The organism is Tepidimonas fonticaldi (assembly GCF_007556755.1).
GTDB classification, from domain to species: Bacteria; Pseudomonadota; Gammaproteobacteria; order Burkholderiales; family Burkholderiaceae_C; genus Tepidimonas; species Tepidimonas fonticaldi.
Genome location: NZ_VJOO01000023.1, coordinates 22,531 through 45,117, shown reverse-complemented (window position 1 = coordinate 45,117; position 22,587 = coordinate 22,531). Strand labels below are relative to the sequence as shown.

The 22,587-nt window shown below is 72.9% G+C and carries 22 protein-coding genes and 1 pseudogene; 8 read left to right on the top strand and 15 right to left on the bottom strand.

Annotated features, from left to right (window positions below; all coding sequences use genetic code 11):
- Positions 1-149 precede the first annotated feature (149 nt).
- Entirely contained in the window at positions 150-605 is a 456-nt protein-coding gene (locus Tfont_RS14965; protein WP_185974520.1) for a hypothetical protein, read from the top strand.
- On the opposite strand, the gene uraH is transcribed toward Tfont_RS14965, so the two are convergent.
- Entirely contained in the window at positions 590-943 is a 354-nt protein-coding gene (gene uraH, locus Tfont_RS11045; RefSeq protein ID WP_068610608.1) for a hydroxyisourate hydrolase, read from the bottom strand. The two genes, Tfont_RS14965 and uraH, sit on opposite strands and share 16 nt — an antisense overlap.
- A gap of 73 nt (positions 944-1,016) precedes the next feature.
- Here uraH and Tfont_RS11040 point away from each other — a divergent pair, with 73 nt between their 5' ends.
- Genes Tfont_RS11040 through Tfont_RS11025 form a run of 4 tightly spaced genes read left to right on the top strand, consistent with a single transcriptional unit; the run spans position 1,017 to position 5,758 of the window.
- Positions 1,017-1,682: a GntR family transcriptional regulator gene (locus Tfont_RS11040; RefSeq protein WP_068610610.1), complete on the top strand. Its 666-nt coding sequence runs from the start codon at positions 1,017-1,019 to the stop codon at positions 1,680-1,682.
- Positions 1,683-1,696: 14 nt separating this feature from the next.
- Complete coding sequence (gene puuE, locus Tfont_RS11035; protein WP_068610612.1) at positions 1,697-2,668, top strand: allantoinase PuuE; 972 nt, start codon at positions 1,697-1,699, stop codon at positions 2,666-2,668.
- The gene (gene uraD / locus Tfont_RS11030) at positions 2,665-4,443 is read left to right on the top strand and encodes a 2-oxo-4-hydroxy-4-carboxy-5-ureidoimidazoline decarboxylase (protein ID WP_143969480.1); all 1,779 of its coding nucleotides are present in this window, start codon (positions 2,665-2,667) and stop codon (positions 4,441-4,443) included. The genes puuE and uraD overlap by 4 nt, the downstream gene beginning before the upstream one ends.
- A gap of 43 nt (positions 4,444-4,486) precedes the next feature.
- Complete coding sequence (locus Tfont_RS11025; protein ID WP_143969479.1) at positions 4,487-5,758, top strand: M20/M25/M40 family metallo-hydrolase; 1,272 nt, start codon at positions 4,487-4,489, stop codon at positions 5,756-5,758.
- A 10-nt stretch (positions 5,759-5,768) separates the two neighbouring features.
- On the opposite strand, the gene Tfont_RS11020 is transcribed toward Tfont_RS11025, so the two are convergent.
- The 8 genes from Tfont_RS11020 to Tfont_RS10985 all read right to left on the bottom strand — a co-directional run bounded on the left by Tfont_RS11020 (position 5,769) and on the right by Tfont_RS10985 (position 12,248).
- Positions 5,769-6,797, bottom strand: coding sequence for a DUF475 domain-containing protein (locus Tfont_RS11020; protein WP_068606561.1), 1,029 nt, complete (start codon positions 6,795-6,797; stop codon positions 5,769-5,771).
- A complete protein-coding gene (locus Tfont_RS11015) occupies positions 6,794-7,354 on the bottom strand; it encodes a DUF2889 domain-containing protein (RefSeq protein ID WP_143969478.1) in 561 nt (186 codons plus the stop codon). The genes Tfont_RS11020 and Tfont_RS11015 overlap by 4 nt, the downstream gene beginning before the upstream one ends.
- Before the next feature lie 99 nt (positions 7,355-7,453).
- Positions 7,454-8,251, bottom strand: coding sequence for a lysophospholipid acyltransferase family protein (locus tag Tfont_RS11010; RefSeq protein ID WP_143969477.1), 798 nt, complete (start codon positions 8,249-8,251; stop codon positions 7,454-7,456).
- Entirely contained in the window at positions 8,238-9,569 is a 1,332-nt protein-coding gene (locus tag Tfont_RS11005; protein WP_068606568.1) for a dihydroorotase, read from the bottom strand. The genes Tfont_RS11010 and Tfont_RS11005 overlap by 14 nt, the downstream gene beginning before the upstream one ends.
- Positions 9,566-10,519: an aspartate carbamoyltransferase catalytic subunit gene (locus Tfont_RS11000; RefSeq protein ID WP_068606570.1), complete on the bottom strand. Its 954-nt coding sequence runs from the start codon at positions 10,517-10,519 to the stop codon at positions 9,566-9,568. The genes Tfont_RS11005 and Tfont_RS11000 overlap by 4 nt, the downstream gene beginning before the upstream one ends.
- Before the next feature lie 18 nt (positions 10,520-10,537).
- Positions 10,538-11,101 (bottom strand): bifunctional pyr operon transcriptional regulator/uracil phosphoribosyltransferase PyrR, encoded by a 564-nt coding sequence (gene pyrR, locus Tfont_RS10995; protein ID WP_143969476.1) that lies wholly within the window; start codon positions 11,099-11,101, stop codon positions 10,538-10,540.
- Positions 11,098-11,508 (bottom strand): Holliday junction resolvase RuvX, encoded by a 411-nt coding sequence (gene ruvX, locus Tfont_RS10990; RefSeq protein WP_068606574.1) that lies wholly within the window; start codon positions 11,506-11,508, stop codon positions 11,098-11,100. Before ruvX ends, pyrR begins: the two co-directional genes overlap by 4 nt.
- On the bottom strand, positions 11,505-12,248 hold the full coding sequence (locus Tfont_RS10985) for a YqgE/AlgH family protein (RefSeq protein ID WP_143969475.1): 744 nt from the start codon (positions 12,246-12,248) through the stop codon (positions 11,505-11,507). The genes ruvX and Tfont_RS10985 overlap by 4 nt, the downstream gene beginning before the upstream one ends.
- Positions 12,249-12,335: 87 nt before the next feature.
- Here Tfont_RS10985 and Tfont_RS10980 point away from each other — a divergent pair, with 87 nt between their 5' ends.
- Genes Tfont_RS10980 through Tfont_RS10970 form a run of 3 tightly spaced genes read left to right on the top strand, consistent with a single transcriptional unit; the run spans position 12,336 to position 14,502 of the window.
- On the top strand, positions 12,336-12,572 hold the full coding sequence (locus Tfont_RS10980; RefSeq protein ID WP_068606578.1) for a CopG family transcriptional regulator: 237 nt from the start codon (positions 12,336-12,338) through the stop codon (positions 12,570-12,572).
- Positions 12,569-12,997, top strand: a complete 429-nt coding sequence (locus Tfont_RS10975; RefSeq protein ID WP_068606580.1) for a putative toxin-antitoxin system toxin component, PIN family — start codon at positions 12,569-12,571, stop codon at positions 12,995-12,997. Before Tfont_RS10980 ends, Tfont_RS10975 begins: the two co-directional genes overlap by 4 nt.
- A gap of 5 nt (positions 12,998-13,002) precedes the next feature.
- Positions 13,003-14,502 (top strand): cryptochrome/photolyase family protein, encoded by a 1,500-nt coding sequence (locus tag Tfont_RS10970; RefSeq protein ID WP_143969474.1) that lies wholly within the window; start codon positions 13,003-13,005, stop codon positions 14,500-14,502.
- On the opposite strand, the gene Tfont_RS10965 is transcribed toward Tfont_RS10970, so the two are convergent.
- The 6 genes and pseudogenes from Tfont_RS10965 to Tfont_RS10940 all read right to left on the bottom strand — a co-directional run bounded on the left by Tfont_RS10965 (position 14,489) and on the right by Tfont_RS10940 (position 22,533).
- Entirely contained in the window at positions 14,489-19,453 is a 4,965-nt protein-coding gene (locus tag Tfont_RS10965) for a hybrid sensor histidine kinase/response regulator (protein ID WP_143969473.1), read from the bottom strand. The genes Tfont_RS10970 and Tfont_RS10965 overlap by 14 nt on opposite strands.
- A gap of 3 nt (positions 19,454-19,456) precedes the next feature.
- Positions 19,457-20,476 (bottom strand): annotated as a pseudogene (locus Tfont_RS10960) (methyl-accepting chemotaxis protein); the annotation flags it as partial.
- Positions 20,477-20,945: 469 nt separating this feature from the next.
- Positions 20,946-21,524 carry a chemotaxis protein CheW gene (locus Tfont_RS10955; protein ID WP_068606586.1) on the bottom strand — a complete coding sequence of 193 codons (579 nt, stop codon included), beginning with the start codon at positions 21,522-21,524 and terminating at the stop codon, positions 20,946-20,948.
- Positions 21,508-21,900, bottom strand: a complete 393-nt coding sequence (locus Tfont_RS10950) for a response regulator (protein WP_068606588.1) — start codon at positions 21,898-21,900, stop codon at positions 21,508-21,510. The genes Tfont_RS10955 and Tfont_RS10950 overlap by 17 nt, the downstream gene beginning before the upstream one ends.
- A gap of 20 nt (positions 21,901-21,920) precedes the next feature.
- On the bottom strand, positions 21,921-22,328 hold the full coding sequence (locus Tfont_RS10945) for a response regulator (protein ID WP_143969471.1): 408 nt from the start codon (positions 22,326-22,328) through the stop codon (positions 21,921-21,923).
- A gap of 28 nt (positions 22,329-22,356) precedes the next feature.
- Positions 22,357-22,533, bottom strand: coding sequence for a rubredoxin (locus tag Tfont_RS10940; RefSeq protein WP_082955266.1), 177 nt, complete (start codon positions 22,531-22,533; stop codon positions 22,357-22,359).
- Positions 22,534-22,587 lie beyond the last annotated feature (54 nt).

Genomic DNA, 22,587 nt, shown 5'->3' with positions numbered 1-22,587 from the left:
GACCTTACCCGTGAACGGCGGCTCTAGCGCCGCCGCCCCCGGCGCCGGCGCTAGAGCCGCCGTTCACGGGTAAGGTCTCCCTCGCGGCAAACGAGCGCGACTACCGTCGCGACGGCGCCCAGCACCTGTACGGACACTATGGCGACCGGGTGTTTCGCGGCAAGCTGCCCCCGCTGATCCAGGCCGTGGGCGTGATGCGGCTGGACATCGGCCCGCGCGGCGAGCTGCGGCGCTTCGAATGGATGCGCGCGCCGGACCACGTGCCGCACGTCAAGGCCGAGATCGAACGGCTGGTACGGGCGGCGGCCCCCTTCCCCGCCCCCCAGCGCCTGGGGGGCGTCAGCTACACCGACACCTGGCTGTGGGACAAGAGCGGCACCTTCCAGCTCGACACGCTGACCGAAGGCCAGCTCGACCGCATGCCCCCGCCGCCGGCACGGGCGACCAAGCCCGCCACAAGCCCCGCGGCCAGCCGCCCGGCGGCTGCGGCCAAATCGCGTCAAGCGCCCACGACGGCAGCACGCAAGGCGCCGGCGGGCAGCGCCGCCACCCGCATCGCGCAAGGCGAGGACGCGGCGACCCAACCCGCTCAACTGCCGCGGTAGGTGGCATAGCTCCAGGGACTGACCAGCAGGGGCACGTGGTAGTGCGCCTGCGGATCGGCCACCCCAAAATCCAGCGCCACGCGGTCCAGAAACGGCGGCTGCGGCAGCGCCACCTGGCGGGACCGAAAGTAGTCCGCCACCTCGAACACCAGCCGGTAGGTGCCGGCGCTCAGCTCGCCCGTCGCGAGCAGCGGGCCGTCCGGATTGCGCCCATCGGCGTTGAGCACCACGCGCTTGATCAGCCGGGGCTCGCCCGCGCCCGTGGCGAACAGGGAAACCGCCATGCCAGCGGCCGGGCAGCCGTGCATGGTGTCGAGGACGTGCGTGCTCAGGCCCATGGCGCCTCCAGATCGGGTTGTGTTGTGCACCAAAGTGTATACAGATTGCGGGCTTTGTGGCTATGATGCGCCCATGGCCCACACCAGCACCCGCGACATCGTCGATGCGCTGACGCGCGCCATCGTCGAGCACCGGCTGCTGCCGGGCACCAAACTGCCCGAACTGCGTCTGGCGGCGCACTTTGGCGTCTCGCGCACGCTGGTGCGGCAGGCCCTGCACCAGTTGGCGCAAAACCGCTTGGTACGGCTGGAGCCGGCGCGCGGTGCCTTCGTCGCCGCCCCCTCGGCGGACGAGGCGCGCCAACTGCTGGCCGTGCGCCGCACGCTGGAGGTGGACCTGGTGCGCGGGCTGGCGGGACGGCTCGGCGCCGCCGATCTGCACACCCTGCGCGAGCATCTGCGGGCCGAGCAGGACGCCATTGCCCGGCACGACGTCGCGGGCCGCAACCAGTTGCTGGGCGACTTCCACCTGCGGCTGGCCGAACTGTCGGGCAATCGGGTCCTGGCAGAGATACTGGGCGAGCTGCTCTCGCGCAGCGCGCTCATCACGCTGATGTACCAAAACGACCCGGCCGCCCGCCACTCCAGCGACGAGCACGTGGCCATCGTGGACGCGCTGGCTGCGGGTGACGGCGAGCGTGCCGCGCGCCTGATGGCCGAGCACCTGGAACACGTGGTGGCCGGCCTGTCGTTCGACCACCCCCGGCCCAGCGCCGATTTGGCGCTCGCGCTGACCTGACCCCCGCCCGACCCATGCCCACCGTGTACGACAGCACCGCCCCCTATCCGCGCGACCTGATCGGCTATGGCCGCCGCCCGCCGCACGCGCGCTGGCCGGGGGGCGCGCGCATCGCCGTGCAATTCGTCCTCAATTACGAAGAAGGCGGCGAGAACTGCGTGCTGCACGGCGACGCGGCCAGCGAGACGTTTTTGTCCGAAATGTTCGCGCCGGCCGCCTACCCCGACCGCCACCTGAGCATGGAGAGCATCTACGAGTACGGCTCGCGCGTGGGGGTCTGGCGCATTCTGCGCGAGTTCGAATCCCGCGGTCTGCCGCTGACCGTATTTGGCGTGGCCAGCGCACTGCAGCGCCACCCCGAGGTGGCGGCCGCCTGCCGGGCCGCCGGCCACGAAATCGCCTGCCACGGCCTCAAGTGGATCCACTACCAGCAGGTGGACGAGGCCACCGAGCGCGCCCACCTGGCGCAGGCGGTGGCCATCCAGACCGCCCTGACCGGCGAGCCCCCGCTGGGCTGGTACACGGGGCGCGACAGCCCGAACACGCGGCGGCTGGTGGTGGACCACGGTGGCTTCCTGTACGACAGCGACTACTACGGCGACGACCTGCCGTTCTGGATGCGCGTGCGCCGCAGCGACGGCACCGTGGTGCCGCACCTGGTGGTGCCGTACACGCTGGACTGCAACGACATGCGGTTTTCGCTGCCGCAGGGCTATTCGCACGCCGATCCGTTCTTCCACTATTTGCGCGACACCTTCGACGCGCTGTATGCCGAGGGCGATCCGGACGGGCTGGACCGCCCGCAGATGATGAGCATCGGCATGCACTGCCGGCTGCTCGGGCGCCCCGGCCGCATCGGGGCACTGCAACGCTTTTTGGACCATGTGCAGCGGCATCCGCACGTCTGGGTGGCGCGGCGCGTGGACATCGCCCGCCATTGGCGCGACACCCACCCCTATCCCACCGCATCGGAGGGCACGGCATGACGACCGGCATCCCCGCCCTCGACGCCCTGAACGCCGCCCCGCTGGACGAGGCGTGCGCGCGGCTGGACGGGCTGTACGAACATTCACCGTGGATCGTGCGCTCTGCGCTGGCGCGGCGGCCGTTCGCCACCCCCGCGGCCCTGGTCGCCGCCTGCGCCGACGTCGTGGCCCGGGCCGATGTGCAGGCGCAACTGGCGCTCATCCGCGCCCACCCGGAGCTGGCCGGCAAGGCCATGGTGGCCGGCACACTGACCGCCGAATCCACCGATGAGCAAAGCCGCGCCGGTCTGACGCACTGCACGCCCGAGGAATACGCCACGCTGCAACGGCTCAACGCCGAGTACCGGGCCCGCTTTGGCTGGCCGTTCATTCTGGCGGTGCGCGGACCGCGCGGCCGGGGGTTGTCGCGCGCGCAGATCATCGCCGCCTTCGAGCGCCGGCTGCACGCGCACCCGGACGACGAGCGGCGCGAGTGCCTGCGGCAGATCCACCGCATCGCGGAAATCCGCCTGCACGACAAGCTGGGCTGGGAGCCCACCGCCGGCCATGCGGTGTGGGACCAACTGGCGGCCCTGGCACGCCACAGCGAACACCCGGAACACCTGACCGTGACCTACCTGAGCGCGGCGCACCGCGCCTGCGCGGCCGACATTGCGGGGTGGATGCGTGCGGCGGGCTGCGACACGGTGGACACCGACGCCGTGGGCAATGTGGTGGGGCGCTACGCCGGGCAGCGGCCCGATGCCCCGTGGTTATTGACCGGCAGCCATTACGACACGGTACGCCGCGCCGGCCCCCACGACGGCCGGCTGGGCATTGCGGTGCCGCTGGCGGCGGTGCAGGCGCTGCACGCGCGGGGCGAGCGCCTGCCCTTCGGCATCGAGGTGGTGGCCTTTGCCGAAGAGGAAGGCCAGCGCTACCCGGCCACCTTTTTGGGCTCGGCCCCGCTGGTGGGCGCCTTCGACCCCGCCTGGCTGGACCTGACGGACGCGGACGGCATCCCCATGGCCGAGGCCATGCGCCGCGCGGGCCTGCCCGGCACCCAGGCCGCCATCGCCGCCTGCGCGCGCGACCCGGGGCGCTACCTGGGCTTCGTGGAAGTCCACATCGAGCAGGGGCCGGTGCTGTCGGAGGCCAACCGGCCGCTGGGCATCGTCACCGGCATCAACGGCAGCGTGCGCTGGCTGGGCGAATACGCCGGCGTGGCCTGCCACGCCGGTACCACCCCGATGACGCAGCGGCGCGACGCCGCGGCGGGCGCCGCCGAGCTGACCCTGGCCGTGGAACGGCTGGCGCGCCAGCACCCGGGCACGGTCGGCACGGTGGGCATCTTGGAGGTGCCCGCGGGCTCGATCAACGTGGTGCCCGGGCGGTGCCGCTTCAGCCTGGACCTGCGCGCCCCCACGGACGCCGCCCGCGACGCCCTGGCGCAGGCCGTTCTGGAGGCCGCCCATGCGATCGCCGCGCGGCGCGGCCTGACACTGACGCTGCGCGAGACGCTGCGCGCCAGCGCCGCCCCGAGCGACCCCGCCTGGCAAGCCCGCTGGGAACGCGCCGTCGCCGCTCTGGGGCTGCCCCTGCACCACCTGCCCAGTGGCGCCGGCCACGACGCGATGATGCTGCACCGCCGCCTGCCCCAGGCCATGCTGTTCGTGCGCGGCGAAAACGGCGGCATCAGCCACAACCCGCTGGAGTCCACCACCAGCGACGACATCGAGCTGGCGGTGCAGGCCTTTGCGCGCCTGCTGCGCGATCTGGCGGCCGAGTTGGCCTGACCGCCCCCGCCACCCCTTCCCCTCGCTTTGCCACCCCACTGCCATGACCCGCCCCCCCCTGGACCACGCTGCGCTGGACGCCTGGATCGATGCGCACTTCGACGAACAGGTGCGCTTTTTGCAAACGCTGGTGCGCGTGCCCACCGACACCCCGCCCGGCGACAACGCCCGCCATGCCGAAGTGACCGCCGCGGCCCTGGAGGCCCTGGGCTGGGCGGTGGAGCGCCACCCGGTACCCGCGGAGGTGGTCCAGGCCGCCGGGCTGACCTCGATCACCAACCTGATCGTGCGCCGGCCCTACGGCGACGGCGAGGCGGCGCGCCACCCGGTGATCGCGCTCAACGCCCACGGCGACGTGGTCCCCCCGGGCGATGGCTGGACGCACGATCCGTATGGCGGCGAGATCGTGGACGGCAAACTCTACGGCCGCGCGGCGGCGGTGAGCAAGAGCGACTTTGCCACCTACGTCTATGCGGTGCGGGCACTGGAGGCCGTCGCCCGCCCGAGGCGCGGCACGGTGGAGCTGCACTTCACCTATGACGAGGAGTTTGGCGGCGAGCTGGGGCCGGGCTGGCTGCTGGAGCGCGGCCTGACCCGCCCCGACCTGATGATGGCCGCCGGCTTCAGCTACCAGGTGGTCACGGCACACAACGGCTGCCTGCAGCTCGAAGTGACGGTGGAGGGCGAGATGGCGCACGCCGCCATCCCCGACACCGGCACGGACGCGCTGCAGGGCGCCGTGCACATTCTGCAGGCGCTCTATCGGCTCAATGCCGAGTACCTGGCGGTGCGCTCGGGGGTGGAGGGCATCACCCACCCGTACTTGAACATCGGCCGCATCGAAGGGGGCACCAACACCAATGTCGTGCCCGGCAAGGTGGTGTTCAAGCTGGACCGCCGCATGATCCCGGAGGAAGACCCGGCCGAGGTGGAAGCCGCGCTGCGCCGCACGATCGCCCAGGCGGCCGCCAGTTTTGCGCCGCCGCGCGGCGGCCGGGCGTTGACGGTGACGGTACGCCGGCTGCTGCTGGCACGCGCCATGCGCCCGCTGCCCGGTGCCCGCCCGCTGGTGCAGGCGCTGCAGCGCCATGCGCAGGCCGTGCTGGGCGAGGCCATCCCCGCCGTCGGCACGCCGCTCTACACCGATGTGCGGCTGTATGTGGAGCGCGGCATCCCCGGCGTGATCTACGGCGCGGGGCCGCGCACGGTGCGCGAGTCCAACGCCAAACGGGCCGACGAGCACCTGGTGCTGGAAGACCTGCGGCGCGCCACCCGGGTGGTGGCGCGGGCGCTGGCCGACCTGCTGGAGGGCTGACGGCCGGCCGTCAACCGCTCTGGCGTCGCCGCTCGCGCACCGACGAGGCGACCGCCGCCGCGATGAAGCCCACCCCGATCAGGCCGGTGACCACCTCGGGGACGTGGGCGACGGTGCCCAGGATCATGATCGCCGCCAGCGCGCCGATCGCATAGTGGGCGCCGTGCTCCAGGTAGACATAGGCCTCCAGCGTGCCGCGGTTGACCAGGTACACGGTCATCGAGCGCACGAAGATGGCGCCGATGGCCAGCCCCAGCATGATGATGACGACATCCTTGGTGATGGCAAACGCCCCGATCACCCCGTCGAACGAGAACGAGGCGTCGAGCACCTCCAGATACAAAAAGCTGGCAAATCCCGAGCGGTGCATGGCGGCGACGGCGGCGTCGCCCGCCTCCTCCGACTCGAAGAGCGCACCCACGGCATCCACGGCCAGATAAAGCAGGATGCCCGCGATGCCGGCGACGAACACCCGGGTCTGCTCCGCCTCCGGCACCCACCAGCGGGTGGAAAACACCACCACCAGCGCGATGAAGACGCTGATCTCGTCGAACTTGGCGGCCCGCACCATGCGCCGCTCCAGCGGCCCGAGCCAGTGCGTCTCCTTGTTGCGATCGAACAGGAAATTGAGGAACACCAGCAGCAGGAACATCCCGCCAAAGGCCGAGATGACCGGATAGACCCCCGTGAGCACGCGCGAGTACTCGTCCGGCTGCTGCAGCGCCAGGCGCACCGTCTCGCCCCAGCCGATGTCGGCCGACACCGCGACGATGATGATGGGAAACACCAGCCGCATGCCAAAGACCGCGATCAGGATGCCGATGGTGAGGAAGAGCTGCCGCCACAGCGGACTCATGTAGCGCAGCACCCCGGCGTTGACGACCGCGTTGTCGAAGGAGAGGCTCACCTCCAGAATGGCCAGCACCGCGGTCAGCCACAAGGCCGTCCACAGCCCCATGGGAGACTGCAGCCCCCACCACGCCGCCAGCCCCAGGCAGACGGCCGAAAACACCAGCGAAAAACGGAAATCCCGGATCACGAGACGGCCTCCTGCGACGCGCGCGGTCGGTAAAACAAGGGGTAGCGCCGCTGGACGACCGGGCTGTCGAACGCCCAGGTCAGGCATGTGCCCAAGTGCGGCGGGGGGCGTCCGTCGTCCCCTGGCGCAAAAGCGTCCGGCGCCCGCGTCTGGAAGGCGGCCGTGGCCAGTTGCACCAGCAAGTCGCGCAGATGGGTGCAGCCGCGCTCGCCCCCCATGCGCTGTTCGATGATCTTGCGCCAGCCGCGCCCCATGCGCTCACCGATGAGGCCGCGCAAGGGTGCCATGGTCTGCGGACACGGCGCGTGCGGATGGGCATCCATCGCGACGGCGATGTCGCGGATGGTCCATGCGTCGTCCAGCGTCACGCGCAGGTGCATGTGGTGGATGGGCTGGCCGGGCGACCAGGCGCCCTCGCCCTCGATTTCGAATCCGTAGGGCTTGACGTCGGTCAGCTCCGCCTCGATGTCCCACAGACCGTCGTCGCGCCGGTAACCGCGGAACTCGACGCGGCGGGTGTGCATGGGCTGGCGGGCAGCAGGGGGTGGCAGTGGCAAGGTGACGGCTCCTTCGGGTACCCGGATGGGTAAAAGCGCAATTGTCCCCCGATTGTCACGAAACGCGCGGCGGGGGTGCTGTCGGTTGGGTGACGCGGGTCAGTCGGCCGGCGGCGGCAGTCCCGCCAGCACGGCGACATGGGCGCGCAAATCGGCAGCCCAGGTGCGGCGGTCGCGCCCGTCCGCCGTTTGGGGCTCCCCCCAACGCAGGTGGACGGCCAGATCGGTGGCGGTGAGCACGCGCCAGACGGAGGCGAGCAGCGTCGCATCACCCACATACACCGGGGCGTCGTGGCGGGCGAGGGCATCCGCCGCCGCCCCCATGGGCCGGTAGGCCAGGCCCAAGGGTTGGACCGGGGCACCCGTGGCCACCGCCGCCTGCAGCAGGTTGGCGTGAAAGGGCAGCACGGAGCGGCCGTCGCTGGTGGTGCCCTCCGGGAACACGGCCAGCACATCGCCCGCCTGCAGCCGCTCGGCCAAGTGGTGCACCACCCGCAGGGCATCGCGCTTGCGGTCGCGCTCGATGAAGAACGTGCCGGCCCCCGCGACCAGCCGGCCCAGCAGGGGCCAGTGCCGCACGTCGGCCTTGGAGACGAAGCGGCACGGCCACGCCGCGTCGATCGCCAGGATGTCCAGCCACGACACATGATTGGACACGACGAGCAGCGGACCGCGGGCAGGCGGCGCGCCGTCCACCCGCAGCACGACACCCAAAATGGCCAGCGCGCGGGCGGACCACGCCTGGATGCGGGCGGCACGGGCGGCCTCGTCCCACTGCGGAAAATGCCGCCAGACCGTCCACAGCCCCCCAACCACATGGGCGAGCAGACGGGCGCCGCGCCACAGCGCGCGCACCCCGCGGCCGCGCCGCGCCGGGCCCGTCTCAGGCCGCGGCATCGAAGGCCACATGCCCGCCGACCAGCGTGGCCCGCACGCTCGCGGGCAGCGCGTGGCCCTCGAACGGCGTGTGGCGGCCCTGGCTGCGCAGCCGGGCGGGGTCCACGCGCCAGGTGGCCGCCGGATCCAGCACGCACACATCGGCCACGCCGCCCACGGCCAGGCGGCCGACGCTGGCCTGCAGGGTCCCCAGCCGCGCGCCCAGCACGCGCGCCGGCCCGGCCGTCAGCACCTCGGCGGCGCGGACCGCCGGCACGCCATCCTGCTCGGCCCACTTGAGGGCCAGGCCCGCCAGCAGCTCCACGGCGGTGGCGCCGGGTTCGGCCTCGGCAAACGGCACCGCCTTGGCATCGGCCGACACGGGGTTGTGGTCCGACACCAGCGCATCGATGGTGCCGTCGGCCAGCGCCTGGCGCAGGGCGTCGCGGTCGCGTTGCTGACGCACCGGCGGCTGCAGGCGCAGCCGGGTGTCGTAGTAGCCGATGTCGGTGTCGGTGAGCAGCAGGTTGTGCACGCTGACGTCGGCGGTCACGGGCAGGCCTTCGGCCTTGGCTTGGCGCACCAGGGCCACGCCGGCCGCGGTACTCAGCCGGCACACATGCAAGCGCACGGGCGGTGTCGCCGCAGCCGCCCCCGCCGCGGCGGCCACACCGCGCAGCAGCTCGAACAGCGTGTGCAGCGCGACCACCTCCGACGCCGCCGACACGCCGGACAGGCCCAGGCGCGTCGCCAGCGGCCCGCTGGCCATCACGCCTTTGGACAGCCACGGCTCCTCCGGCCGCAGCCACAGCGTGTAGCCAAAGGTGGCCGCGTACTGGAAGGCGCGCTGCAGCACCTGGGTGTTGACGATCGGCCGGTCCGCCTGGCCAAAGCCCACGCAGCCCCGCTCGGTGAGCTGCACCATCTCGGCCAGCACCTCGCCCTGCAGGCCGCGCGTCAATGCACCCAGCGGGAACAACCGCGCGCGGTGCAGCTTTTCGGCGCGCGCCTTGAGCATGTCCACCAGGCCCGGCTCGTCCAGCACGGGGTCGGTGTCGGGCGGGCAGACCAGACTGGTGACACCACCGGCCACGGCCGCCGCGGTCTCGCTCTCCAGCATGCCGGCGTGTTCCTGGCCCGGCTCGCGCAGGCGCACGCTCAGATCGACCAGCCCCGGCAGCACCCAGCAGCCGCTGGCGTCGATCACGCGGTTGGGCGCGAAGTCGGCCGGCGCGCTGCCAATGCCGATGATGCGGCCCGCGGCGATGGCGACGTCGGTCACGCGGTCGATGCCGCTGGCGGGGTCGATGACTCGGCCCTGTCGGATGAGTATCTTCATGCCTCGTTCCCCGCGATGATGCCCATGACCGCCATGCGCACCGCGATGCCGAAGGTGACCTGCGGCAGCACCACGCTCTGCGCGCCGTCCACGACGCTGGAGTCGATCTCCACCCCCCGGTTGACGGGCCCGGGGTGCATGACGATGGCGTCCGGCTTGGCCCAGCGCAGCCGCTCCGGCGTCAGGCCGAAGCTTTGGTGGAACTCCTGGCTGGAGGGCAGCAGCGCGCCGCTCATGCGCTCGTTCTGCAGCCGCAGGGCGATCACCACGTCGCAGTCGCGAATGCCCTCCTCCAGCGAATGGCAGACACGCACGCCCAGGTGCGACAGGTCGCTGGGCACCAGGGTGCGCGGGCCGACCACCCGCACGTCCGGGCAGCCCAGGGTGGTGAGCGCGTGGATGTCGGAGCGCGCCACCCGCGAGTGCAGCACGTCGCCCACAATGGCCACCGAGAGCTGGGTGAAGTCCTTTTTGTAGTGCCGGATGGTGTACATGTCCAGCAGCCCCTGCGTGGGGTGCGCGTGGCGCCCGTCGCCGGCGTTGATGACATGCACATGCGGCGCGACGTGCTGGGCAATCAGGTAGGGCGCGCCGGATTCGCTGTGACGCACGACGAAGATGTCGGCCGCCATCGCCGAGAGGTTGGCGATGGTGTCCAGCAGCGTCTCGCCCTTGGCGGTGGAGGAGCGCGCGATGTCCAGGTTGAACACGTCGGCCGACAGGCGCGTGGCGGCGATCTCGAAGGTCGTGCGGGTGCGCGTGCTGTTCTCGAAGAAGAGGTTGAACACGCTCTTGCCGCGCAGCAGCGGCACCTTCTTGACCTCGCGGTCGTTGACGCTGACGAACTGCGCCGCCGTGTCCAGGATCTGGGTCAGGATGGCGCGCGGCAGCCCCTCCGTGGACAGCAGGTGGATCAGCTCGCCATGGCGGTTGAGTTGGGGGTTTTTCATGGCAGGGGGCTCCGGGGTTCAGCCCAGGCGGGAGGCGGCGCGGTCCAGCAGCACGAAGCCAAAACGCCCGTCCGCATCCTGCACCAGCTCGAAGGACTGGTGCGCGGGCAGCGGCAGCCGCACGGCCGCGGCGTCGGCGGCCACCGGCAACTCGCGCCCGCCACGGTCCACCAGCACCGCCAGCCGCACGCTGGCCGGCCGGCCGTAGTCGAACAGTTCATTGAGCACCGCGCGCAGGGTGCGCCCGGTGTAGAGCACGTCGTCGATCAGCAGCACATGCGCGCCCTCCACCTCGAAAGGCAGGTGGGTCTGTGCGGCCGCCGGGGCCAGGCCGCGCTGGGCGTAGTCGTCGCGGTGCAGCGTGGCGGCGATGACGCCGGGCGCGCCGGGCAGGCCCAGCTCGCGGTGCAGCCGGGCAGCCAGCCACGCCCCGCCCGAGACGACGCCCACCAGGTGCGTGGGCTGCGGCCCGCTGGCCAGCAGGGCCTGAACGGCGCGGCGCAGCTCGGCATACAGGGCCTCGGCGTCCAACGGCAGGACACCGGCGGCGCCCGCGGCGGCGGGGGCGGGATCGGCGGTCATGGCAGGCTCCTCAAAAATTGTTCCAGGATGATGCAGGCCGCGCCCGCGTCGGCATCGTCGGCCCCCAGGGCGTGTGCCTCGGTGCTGCTGTAGCGCTCGTCCACCTCCACCACCGGCAAGCCGCTGCGGCCGTGCAACTGCCGCGCAAAGCGCCGGGCGCGCTGCGTCTGCTCGTGCGGGGTGCCGTCCGGGTGGCAGGGCACCCCCACCACAAGGGCGTCTGGCCGCCACTCGCGGATGACGGCGACCAGGCGCTGCCAGCGGGCGTCGCCCTGCGCCTGCACAGTGGGCAACGGCGTGGCGGTGCGGGTGATGGCGTTGCCGCTGGCCACACCCACCCGCCGCTCGCCCCAGTCGAAGGCCAAAAAGGTCTGCGCGCCCGCGGGCACCGCCCCCCAGGTGGTCATGCCCGCCCCGCACCCGGCGCCAGCATCCACGGCTGCACGCCCAGCAAGGCCATGGCGCGCTCGTAGCGCTCCTCCAGCGGCACCTCGAACAGCAGAGCCGGATCGGCCGGCACCGTCAGCCAGGCGTTGTCGCCCAGCTCCGACTCCAACTGCCCCTCGCCCCACGAGGCATAGCCCAGCGTGATCAGGATCTGGCGCGGCCCCGCCCCGGCGGAGACGGCTTCCAGCACGTCGCGCGACGTGGTCAGCTCCAGGCCGCTGCCCGCCACCTTGAGCGACGAGGCGTAGACCGTGGGGCGCCCGCTGGGCGACGCAGCCCCCTCCCCGGTGGAAGAAGCCGGCGCATCCACCGCAGGCGCGGCGCCCGCGGCCTGCAGCAACGCGGGCACGGCCGACGCCGGCGCCGGGGTGTCGGCGACCGCGCGGGGGGGCTGCGCCACCATCAGCGGCAGCGGCTCGCCCATGTCCTCGTGCAGCACAAAGCCGCGCTCGGTCTGCAGCGGCCCGCCCCGCAGCACCGGCATCCCCGCCCAGTCCGGGCGACCCAGCGGCAGGTCCAGCCGCTGGAACAAGTCGTCGATCGTGATGCCGCTGGGCTTGTTGACGATCAACCCCAGCGCCCCCTTGGGCGTGTGCTCGCACACATACACCACGCTGCGGCCGAACAGCTCGTCATTCAGCCCGGGCATGGCGATCAAAAAGTGATGCGTCAAGTTGACGGGGGCGTCGTCTGCGGACATGGGCCGATTTTAGTGGCCGGCCTCGGCGGTGTTGGTGACTTGGTGCGCCTGTGCTAGATTGCCAGCTCCCCCACCGCTGCATTCGCCATGAGCCGACTGACCATCACGCTGGACGACGGTCTGCACCAGGCCCTCAAGGAGGCTGCCGTTCGTCAAGGGCGCTCGATCAACAAAATCATCGAAGAAAGCCTGGTGATGCGGGGCATCAAGCCGGTGCACAGCGCACGCGCCTTGGTGGCGCAGGCCCGTCAGCGAGCGGGGCTGGCGGAGGCCGACACACTAGCGCTGTCCGTCGAGGAAACCCGGCGAATCCGCGGCGCATGAGCCGGTGTTTCATCATCGACACCAACGTCTTGGCGGCGGGGCTGATCACGGGGGATCGAAACAGCCCGACCGCCCAGGTCCTGGATGCGATGCTGGCCGGGCGCCTGCCATTTTTGCTGTCGCCCGCGCTGCTGGACGAATACCGGTGCGTCCTGCTGCGGCCCAAGCTGCGCCGAGTCCATGGGTTGACCGAAGCCGAGATCGACACGATCTTGACCGAGATCGTTGCCAACGCCCTGTGGCGAGACCCTCCGGACGATCGCCTGCATACGACACCCGACCCAGGGGATGCCCATTTGTGGGCCTTGCTGGCGATGGAGCCCACCGCGGCACTGGTCACCGGGGACCGGCTGCTGCACGTCCACCCGCGCCCGGGCAGCACCATCATCAGCCCGGCTGACTGTCTGCCGCTGATCAACCCCTGACTGGCATGCCCACCGCCCCCAAACACTACGACACCGGCCTGATGTGGTTTCGCCGTGACCTGCGGGCCGAGGACAACGCCGCGCTCTACCACGCGCTCAAGCACTGTCGCCGGGTGTGGTGTGTGTTCGTGTTCGACACGGCGATTTTGCAGCCGCTGCTGGCGCGTGGCCTGGCGGCGGACCGCCGTGTGGAGTTCATCCACGAAAGCCTGATCGACCTGGACGAGCAACTGCGTGCCCTGGGGCGCTCCAACGGGGTGGACGGGGTGGGGCTGATCGTGCGCCACGGCGCGGCCGCCGAGGTCGTCCCGCGCGTAGCGGCCCAGCTTGGCGCGCAGACGGTGTTTGCCAACCACGACGACGAGCCCTATGCCCGCGCGCGCGACGCCCAGGTGCTGGGCGCGCTGGCACACGGGGGGGCGGTGCTGCAGACCTTCAAGGACCATGTGATCTTCGAGCGGCACGAGGTGCTGACGGGCAACGGCCGGCCGTTCACGGTGTTCACGCCGTACCGCAATGCGTGGCTCAGGGCGCTGACCGACTTTCAGCTCAAGGCCTACCCGGTGGAGCGCTACGCCGACGCGCTGGCGCCCTGCCCGGCCGATCTGCCGCCGGGCGTGCCGCCGCTGGAAAGCCTGGGCTTTGCGCGCACCAATCTGCGCGAGCTGAAGGTGCGCACCGGCAGCCGCGGTGCCCGCGCATTGTTGGAGGATTTCGCCACCCGCATCGAGCACTACCACCAGGCGCGCGATTTCCCAGCGGTCAAGGGGCCCAGCTACCTGAGCGTGCACCTGCGCTTTGGCACCCTGAGCATTCGGACCGCGGCGGGCCTGGCCCACGGGCTGCACCGGCAGGGGCTGGCGGGCGCGACCGCATGGCTGTACGAGCTGATCTGGCGCGACTTCTACCACCAAATCCTGGCCAATTTTCCGCAGGTCGGGGAAGGCCGCGCCTTCAAGCCGGAGTACGACGCCATCCGCTGGGAGCGCGGCAAGCACGCCGAGGCGCTGTTCGCGGCCTGGCGCGAGGGGCGCACCGGCTACCCGCTGGTGGATGCGGCAATGCACCAGCTCAACCGCACGGGCTACATGCACAACCGCCTGCGCATGGTGGTGGCCAGCTTTCTGACCAAGGATCTGGGACTGGACTGGCGCTGGGGCGAGCAGTACTTTGCGGATCACCTGATCGACTTCGATCTGGCGGCCAACAACGGCGGCTGGCAGTGGGCGGCCTCCAGCGGCTGCGATGCGCAGCCGTACTTTCGCATCTTCAACCCGGTCAACCAGAGCCAGAAGTTCGATCCGCAGGGCAAATTCATCCGCCGCTACCTGCCCGAGCTGGCCGCGCTGCCGACCGAGGCGCTGCACGCGCCCTGGCTGGCCAAGCCGGCCGACCTGCAGACCGCCGGGGTGGTGCTGGGGCGCGACTATCCCATGCCGATCGTGGACCATGCCGAGGCGCGCGCCCGCACGCTGGAGCGCTACGCCGTGGTCAGGAAGGGCTGAGCCCGCGCCCGCCCGGCGGCGCCAGCCGCGCATAGGCCGCGACGAGCGCGAGCAGCTCGTCCTCGGCATAGGGCTTGCCCAGGTAGTGGTTGACGCCCAGCGATTCGGCATGGGCGCGGTGCTTGTCGGCCAGGCGGGAGGTGACCATCACCACCGGCAGATCGGTCCAGCGCGGATCGTTGCGCAAGGCCCGCACCAGCTCGAAGCCGTCCATGCGCGGCATCTCGATGTCGCACAGCACGACGACCGGCGCCTCCTCGCGCAGGCGCTCCAGCGCCTGGACCCCGTCGCCCGCCAACGCCACCCGATAGCCGGCGCGGCGCAGCAGGCGCTGGGTGACGCGGCGCACGGTGATGGAGTCGTCCACCACCAACACCAGAGGGGCCACGGCAGGGGGCGACGCGCTGCGCGCAGCCTGCGCTGCCGGGGTGCCCCCCGTGTCGGCCGCCCAGCGGCGCGCCCCCTCGCCATACTCGGCCATCAGCGCCAGCGGATGGTAGATCAGCACCACACCGCCGTCGGGCAGCACGCTGGCACCGACCAGCCCGGGCTGGCGCGCCAGCAACGGCGGCAGCGGACGCAGCACGACCGTCTGACGCCCCAGCACGGCGTCCACGCGCAGCGCGACCCGGCGGCCTGCGCTGTGGCACTCCAGCACGGGGATGCCGCGGCGATCGGCACGCGGGGACGGGCGCGGCGACACGCCCAGCAGCGCGCCCAGCCAGAACAAGGGCATCAGCGCCGCCCCCTCGCGCCACTGGCCGGCCAGCTCGGCCGCGGTCAGCTCCGGGCCGTGGACGCGGCGCACCGCCTCCACCCAGGGCACGGGCAGGCCGATCACCCGGTCGTCCACCCGCACCAGCACCACGGCGGTGATCGCCGTCGTCAGCGGGACCACCAGATGCCAGCCGGTCCCGCCCCCGGCGGGCTCGAAGCCCTCGATCCGCCCCCCCAGCGCGAGCAGCTCGCTGCGCACCGCATCCAGCCCGATGCCGCGCCCCGCCCACTCGTCCACCTGGGTTGCCGTGCTGATGCCCGGCGCCAGCGCACAGCGCACCGCGTCGCCGCGCGTGAACGGCGCATCCGCCGGGTGCAGACCGGCCGCCACGGCACGACGGCGCAGTCCCTCCAGATCCAGCCCGGCGCCGTCATCGGTCAGCGTCAGGCTCAGGTCCTGCCCCTGCACCTGCAACGCAAGGGCGATGCGTCCCGCGGGCGGCTTGCCCGCGGCGACCCGAGCCTCGGGCGACTCGATGCCGTGCACCACCGCATTGCGCAGCAGGTGTTCCAGCACCGGCACCAGCCGTTCGAGCACGGCGCGGTCCAGCACCGCGGCACCGCCCTCCAGGTGCCACTCGACGGTGCGGCCGCGGGCCTCGGCGGCTTGCCGCAGACCGCGGGCCAGGCGCTCGGCCACGCTGTCGAAGGGCACGAGCCGGGCCTCCAGCAGCGCGCGCTGTCCGTCGCGGGCCTGGCGCTCCTGCGCGGCCAGATGCCCTTCGGCAGCGGCCACCGCGCGCTGCATCTGGTGCTGCACGGTGGCCACGTCGTCGATGGACTCGGCCAGCAACCGGGTCAGCTCCTGCACGCGGGTGTAGCGGTCCAGCTCCAGGGCGTCGAAGCCGTCCGGCACGGGACCCGAAACGCGCGCCGGCGTCTGGGATTCGGTCTGGCGCTGCAGCTCGCGCCATTGCTGGCGCAGCCGCTCGACGTTGGCCGCCATGTCGCGCAGCGAGCGGCGCAGCGCCCCCAGCTCCCCGCCGAGGCGCTGGCGGTTGGCCAGTTGGTCGGTCACGCCCGCCAGCAGCCGCTCGATCAGGTCCGCCCGCACGCGCAGCACCGGCTCGGGCTCCCCCGGCGCGGGGGGCGAAAGGGGCGAGGCGGATGCGGAAAGCGGGGGCCGCAGGGCCGGGGCGGCGGGCGGAGGTTCGGCCGAATCGCCGCGGCCCGCCTGTTCGGCCTGGGCCATCCAGGCGTCCAGGGCCTGGCGCAGGGCCGGCGGCACGGGGCCGTCGGCGGGCACGGCCAGCACCTGGGCTTCCAGCGCGTGCGCCTGCTCGGCCAGCGCCGCCAGACCGGCCAGGCGCGCCCCGCCTTTGGCGGTGTGCAGCAAGCGCAGCAGCTCCGCCTGGGCGGCACCGTCGCCCCGGCCGGCCCACCGGACCAGCGCGGCCGACAGGCGCGGCAGCAGATCGGCGGCTTCCGTCCGAAAGTCGTCGAGCGCCGCCGGGGCGTCGGGAGCAATATTGGTCGGCGCCGGCGGCCAGTCGGCCAAGGCACTCAAGGTGTCGGCCGCGGGTTCGCGGTAGCAGCCCGCGGCCAGTTGGTGCAGCAGCCCACGCAACTCGCGGGCGGCACGCGCCACGACGGCCCGGTCGTTCGCTGGCGGCGCGGGGTGGGTGGCGGCGCGCAGCAGCGCCTCCTCCAGCGCACGCGCGAGCGCGGCCAGCGGGGCATGCCCGATGGTGGCGGCCTGACCGGCCAGCGCATGGGCCCGCTCGGCCGCGGCCTGCACGTCGGCGGTCTCGCCGGCGCCGCCCACCCCGTCGGCCCAATCCTCCAGCGTTTGCTCCAACGCCAGGGAATGCCCATCCGCCTCCTGCAAAAAGACCTGGTACAGCTCGGGATCCAGCACCAACGGGCCAATGTGGATCGGCGCCGGCATAGGCACCGGGATGGGCGCCGGCTCAGTCGGGGCGGGGGGCTGCGCCGCCTGGGGTTCGGCCCCCTGCAACGCGGCTTCCACCTCGGCAAGGCGCCGCGCGTCGTCGGCCGGTGGGCCGCCATGCGCCCAGGCGTCCACCCACGGGACCAGACAGGCGTGCGCCGCGGCGATCGCGTCCCGCTCGGCGGGCGCCAGCGGCCGCGCTTCGGCCAGCCAGGTGTTCAGCCGCCGCTCGGCCTGCCAGGCGGCCTCGCCAAGCGCCGTCAGCCCGACCAGCCGCGCGCTGCCCTTGAGCGTATGAAAGAGCCGCCGCAGCCGCGCCAGGGCCGCTTGGTCGCCGGGGGCGGCACGCAGGGCGTCGAGCGCCGTGGCCATGCCGGCCAGCAGGTCGCGCGCCTCGGCTAGAAAGATCGCCCGCTCGTCGATGTCGGGGGCGTCGGACTCGGCATCGGTGTCGGCAGGGGCCTCGGCGCTCGCGTCGGCGGCCGCCGGCTCGGCGCGCACGGCCGTGGCGGCGGCCTGCACCGCGCGCAACACCCCTGCCTCGGCATCGAAGCCGAAGGTCTGCGCCGCCAGCGCCGGCTCGCGCTCCCACACGTCGATCCAAGCCCCCAGGGCGGCGAGGTTGGCCCCAATGCGCTCGACTTGCGCCTGCCGCTCGGCCGGGGCGGGCAAGGCGCCCTGCGCCAGCCATTCGGTCACAGCCTTGTCCATGATGGTCAAGGCGTCGGCCACGGCGGGCATGTTCATCAGGGCCGCATGGCCGCGCAGCCGCTGCAGGCGCTGGGGCACCGCCCGCAGGCCGGTCCATGCCGCGGCATCGCCCTGGCGCCACAGGGCCTCGAAAGCGGCTTCGAGCGCGGCCAGTTCGTGGCGCCACTCGGCCGTCAGGCGCCGGGCGCCCTCGCGCTCGCTCCAGGCGCGGTAGCGCTCGCTCAACCACGGTGGCGGTGGGGGCAGCGCCTGTCCTGCCGCCGCGGCACGCAGCCGGTCCGCCAGGGTGCGCAGCCGGTCGGCCTGTGCCGGGTCCAGGGGATCGACGGACTCCAGCTCCGCCTGCAAACCCAGCAGCGCGAGCACGGGTTCGCTCGACGGTGTGCCGGCCCCCTCGGGGTGTGCGGCCCAGGCCCGCCAGGCGTCTGCCAGGGTCGGCCAGGGATCGGGCCCGTCGGCCAAGGCATCGGCCAGGGCCGTCACGGCGGCAGCCGGCGGGGCGGTGCCGCCCTGAGCATCGGCCGCCTCCCAGCGGCGCTGCACATCGGCCGCGGCAGCCTGAACGCGGGCGACAACGTGCGGGTCCACGGCGCCGAGCACCCGCTGCTCGGGATCCCACCGCAACGGGGCCTGCCAGCCCATCGCGCGCCACAGCACGGCGGCATGCGGCAGCGCATCGTCGGGCGCCGGGTCGATGCGCGCCGCCAGGTACAGCCACTCGCGCGCGGCGGCGTCCCAGCGGGCCGATGCGGCCCCGTCGGCGCTCGGCGCCCCGACGGCCCCCTCGGCCGCCAGCTGGCGCAGCAGCGCGGCCAGCGCCCGCTTGACCCACACATCCAGCGGCAGCCGCTGGGCGGCCAGCCCCTCGAACACCGCGGCGGCGATCAGCCAGAACCGCCGCTGCGCCCCATCGTCCACCGCCCGCGACACGCCACCGGCCAGCCGGGCCAAGGCCGCGGCCGCGCTGGGGCGCCCCTCGCGCAACAGCGGCAGCGCCAACCGCTCCAGGTGGGTGCGCACGCGCGGCCCAGGCGCGACGGTCGGGCCCGGGGGCGGCTCCACCGCCGGCGGCAGGGATGCCCCCCACAGGTCGGCCGGGTGCGCGCGGCCCTGCGCCCACTGCTGCCAATCCCGGTACGTGGGGAACAGCGCCAGCCCCGGCAGCCCCTGCTGGCGCAGGTGGCGCTGCAGTTGATCGCGCAGCGCCCACACGCCGCGCTCGACCAGCGGGAGGACGGCGGCCTCTGCCGCCAGCGGGCGCTGCACCAGCCGCTCCAACACGGCCTGCAGGGCCGCGACGGTGCGGGCCTCGGCCGGCAGCTCCACCATGTCCAGCGCGCCGGCGGCTTGGTGCAGGGCCTGGACCTGCCAGCGCAGCTCGCTGTCGTCCACCGCGGCCAGATCGCCCGCGCGGGAGCGCTCGTGCGCCGCCACATACTGCCGCACCGCGGCCAGGGTGGCGTCCAGCGTGTGCTCCAGCGCCTCCCGAAGCCACGCCAGCGGCCCCGGATCGGCCCCCGGCCCGCCCACGGCGATGGGCGGTGATGGCGGGGCGTCGTCGCGCTCGGCCACGTCTCAGCGGATCTTGAAGCGGGCCACCGACTGGCGCAGCTCGTCCGCCACGCGGGCCAGCTCGCGCACCTGCTGCACCGTGGAGCGCGTGCCCTCGCCGGTCTGCTCGGTGACGCCCAGGATGTGCTGGATGCTGGTCGCCGTCTGCCCGGCCAGCGCCGCCTCGCGACCGGCCGAACCGGCGATTTGTTCCACCAGCTCCGCCGCCTGCCGCGACAGGCGGTCGATTTCGGCCAGCGCCGCGCCGGCGTTGTCGGACAGCCGCGCACCTTCGACGACCTCGCGCGTGGAGCGCTCCATCGCCAGCACGGCGTCCTGCGTGTCGGCCTGGATGGCGCGCACCAGCGCGGCGATCTGGCGCGTGGCGTCGGCGCTGCGCTCGGCCAGCCGCTGTACCTCCTCGGCCACGACCGAAAAGCCCCGCCCCGCCTCGCCCGCGCTGGCGGCCTGGATGGCGGCGTTGAGCGCCAGCACATTGGTCTGTTCGGTGATGTCGGCGATCAGGTCGGTGATTTCCCCGATCTCCTGCGAGGACTCGCCCAGCCGCTTGATGCGCCGGGCGGTGTCCTGGATCTGCTCGCGGATCGTGCTCATGCCGCCGATGGTCTCCTGCACGGCGCGCGCGCCCGACTCGGCGGCGGCCCGGGCCTGCCGGGCCGCATCGGCCGAGGCTTGCGCCTGCGCGGCCACCTCGGTGATGCGGCCGGACATGTCGAGCACGGACTGACCGGTTTCGCGGATCTCGCGCAACTGCTCGGTGGACGCGGCCAGCAGTTCGATGGAGGTGTTTTCCACGCGCGCCGTGGTCTCGGCGACGCGCTGCGCGGCGGCCTGCACCTGGGCCACGAGGGTGCGCAGTTCCTCCACGGTGTAGTTGACCGAGTCGGCGATGGCGCCGGTGATGTCCTCCGTCACCGATGCCTGCTGGGTCAGATCGCCCTCCGCCACCGCCTGCAGTTCGTTCATCAGGCGCAGGATGGCGGCCTGGGTGGCGTCGTTGACCCGCTTGGCCTCGCGCTGCTGCTCCAGCGCCTGGGCCCGCGTGCGCTCCAGCTCGGCCTCCCGCTGGCGCACCCGGATCCGTTGCGCGCGCCAGGCCATTGCCAGACCCGCGACGGCGAGCGCGCCGCCCCCCGCGGTCAACGCGGGCCACCAGGCGAGCGGCAGCGGCAGCGCGTCGCCCGCGAACACCGGGGCGATGGCGGACACGGCCATGGCCAGCGTGCCCAGCCCCGCCAGCCACAAAGCCGGCCCGCCGGCCCCGTCGGCTTGATGGGCCTCGACGGGCTCGGCTGCCGTGGCGCGCGGGCGAGCGGCACCGGCTGGGGCCGCGGGCGGACGGGCGGACCGGTCCCCGCGCGCGGCGGCGGAGGGACGGGCGTAGGTGGAGTCCCCCAGGGTGGAGCCCGCCTCGCCCAGCGTGGAGTCGAGCCCGGACGGCACATCGTCCACGACCGGGGCGCGGGAAGGGGCGGCGCGCTGGCGCAGGGCATCAAACATGGTCGGTCCTCGGTGGCGGTGCCCAGGCGGGCTGGTGCAGCCCCGCTGGGGCGATGCGGTCGCGGATCAGGGCGGCGTCCATTTGGGGAACCACCCGGCCATCGGCGTCCCGCCAGGCCTTGCGCCATGGGGCGGGCGCAGCCGCCGGCGTCAGGGGTGCGGGGCCGCGCAGCCCCGGCAGCCGGTCCACGCACAGCGCCAGGGGCAAGCCGGTGGCCGGGGCCAGGATCAGCCAATGGGTCGGCGCGGGCCGGTCCGGCCCGACTGCGCCACCGGCTGGCGGCAGACCGAGCGCCGCCACCCAGTCGATGAGGGCGACCACCGCCCCGCGCACCCCGGCGACACCCCGCACCCACGGCCGGGCGTGGGGCAGCGGCTGCACCGGCAGGGGGGATACGATCTCGCTGGCATCGGTGAGCGGCAGCAGCACCTCGACGCCCCGCCAACTCAAGGCCATCCAGCCGGGGCGCACCGGCTCGCGCACGGCGGCCGCGAGCCGCCGGGCCAGGTCGGCCTGAAACGCCGTCAGGCCATGCGGCCCCTGCGCCGGGTGCTCAGCCAACGCCGCCATCGCCGTCTCCGCCGTCCGCCAGGATCGCCTCGATCTTGCCGAGCAGCACGGCCGGATCGAGCGGCTTGGTGAGATAGTCGCGCGCGCCCTGCCGCAGGCCCCAGACGCGGTCGGTCTCTTGCCGCTTGCTGGAGCAGATGACGATGGGCACATCGGCATAGGCCGGGTGGCGGGCAATCGTGCGGGTAAGCGCAAAGCCGTTGGTCCCCGGCATGACCACATCCATCAGAATCAGGTCGGGCCGCTGGGCCTCGAGCGCGCGCCACGCCTGCTCGGCATCGTAGGCGCTGCGCACCTGGTAGCCGTGGCGCGTGAGCAGGTTGCGCAGATACACCTGCTCGGTGCGCGAATCGTCGACCACCAGGATGTCCTTCACGGCCGCCGCTCCGCCGCCCGCTACGGCGCCTCGGCCACCGCGCCGGAGGGGGCGTAGCGCGCCACCGCCTCCAGCAGCCCCTCGGCCGTGAACGGCTTGGCCAGATGATCGCTGGCGCCGGCCAGGCGCGCGCGCGCGATGTCGAACACCCCGTCGCGCGAGGACAGCATCACCACCGGCACGGCCGCAAAGCGGGGGTGGCGCTTGATGATGGCGCAGGTCTGGTAGCCGTCCAGCCGCGGCATCAGAATGTCGCAGAACACCAGATCCGGCGCAAAGTCGTGGATCAGCGCCAAGGCCTCGAAGCCGTCGGCCGCCAGCAACACCTCGTGCCCCCCGCCGCGCAAGGCGCGCTCGGCGCTGCGCCGCACCGTCAGGCTGTCATCGACCACCAGCACCTTGCGAGTCGCGGCAGGGCGGGGGTCCATGGCCGGTGCGGGCGTCGGGGGCGGGGTGTCAGATCTGCACCATCTCGAAATCTTCCTTGCGCGCGCCGCATTCCGGGCAGGTCCAGTTGACCGGCACGTCCTCCCAGCGGGTGCCAGGCGCGATGCCATGCTCGGGGTCGCCCGCCGCCTCGTCGTAAATCCAGCCGCAGATCAGGCACATCCAGGTACGGTTCGGGGTGGTCATGGCAGGTGGGTCAGACACGTCCAAGTAGAATGGGCCCATTGTAGCCACGGCCCC

Excerpts from the sequence above, each read along its gene's own strand:
- uraH (WP_068610608.1), bottom strand. The coding sequence starts at position 943 with ATGGGCCTGAGCACGCACGTCCTCGACACCATGCACGGCTGCCCGGCC.
- Tfont_RS11040 (WP_068610610.1), top strand. The coding sequence starts at position 1,017 with ATGGCCCACACCAGCACCCGCGACATCGTCGATGCGCTGACGCGCGCC.
- puuE (WP_068610612.1), top strand. The coding sequence starts at position 1,697 with ATGCCCACCGTGTACGACAGCACCGCCCCCTATCCGCGCGACCTGATC.
- uraD (WP_143969480.1), top strand. The coding sequence starts at position 2,665 with ATGACGACCGGCATCCCCGCCCTCGACGCCCTGAACGCCGCCCCGCTG.
- Tfont_RS11025 (WP_143969479.1), top strand. The coding sequence starts at position 4,487 with ATGACCCGCCCCCCCCTGGACCACGCTGCGCTGGACGCCTGGATCGAT.
- Tfont_RS11010 (WP_143969477.1), bottom strand. The coding sequence starts at position 8,251 with ATGCCGCGGCCTGAGACGGGCCCGGCGCGGCGCGGCCGCGGGGTGCGC.
- Tfont_RS11005 (WP_068606568.1), bottom strand. The coding sequence starts at position 9,569 with ATGAAGATACTCATCCGACAGGGCCGAGTCATCGACCCCGCCAGCGGC.
- Tfont_RS11000 (WP_068606570.1), bottom strand. The coding sequence starts at position 10,519 with ATGAAAAACCCCCAACTCAACCGCCATGGCGAGCTGATCCACCTGCTG.
- pyrR (WP_143969476.1), bottom strand. The coding sequence starts at position 11,101 with ATGACCGCCGATCCCGCCCCCGCCGCCGCGGGCGCCGCCGGTGTCCTG.
- ruvX (WP_068606574.1), bottom strand. The coding sequence starts at position 11,508 with ATGACCACCTGGGGGGCGGTGCCCGCGGGCGCGCAGACCTTTTTGGCC.
- Tfont_RS10985 (WP_143969475.1), bottom strand. The coding sequence starts at position 12,248 with ATGTCCGCAGACGACGCCCCCGTCAACTTGACGCATCACTTTTTGATC.
- Tfont_RS10980 (WP_068606578.1), top strand. The coding sequence starts at position 12,336 with ATGAGCCGACTGACCATCACGCTGGACGACGGTCTGCACCAGGCCCTC.
- Tfont_RS10975 (WP_068606580.1), top strand. The coding sequence starts at position 12,569 with ATGAGCCGGTGTTTCATCATCGACACCAACGTCTTGGCGGCGGGGCTG.
- Tfont_RS10970 (WP_143969474.1), top strand. The coding sequence starts at position 13,003 with ATGCCCACCGCCCCCAAACACTACGACACCGGCCTGATGTGGTTTCGC.
- Tfont_RS10955 (WP_068606586.1), bottom strand. The coding sequence starts at position 21,524 with ATGGCGGCGTTGGCTGAGCACCCGGCGCAGGGGCCGCATGGCCTGACG.
- Tfont_RS10945 (WP_143969471.1), bottom strand. The coding sequence starts at position 22,328 with ATGGACCCCCGCCCTGCCGCGACTCGCAAGGTGCTGGTGGTCGATGAC.
- Tfont_RS10940 (WP_082955266.1), bottom strand. The coding sequence starts at position 22,533 with ATGACCACCCCGAACCGTACCTGGATGTGCCTGATCTGCGGCTGGATT.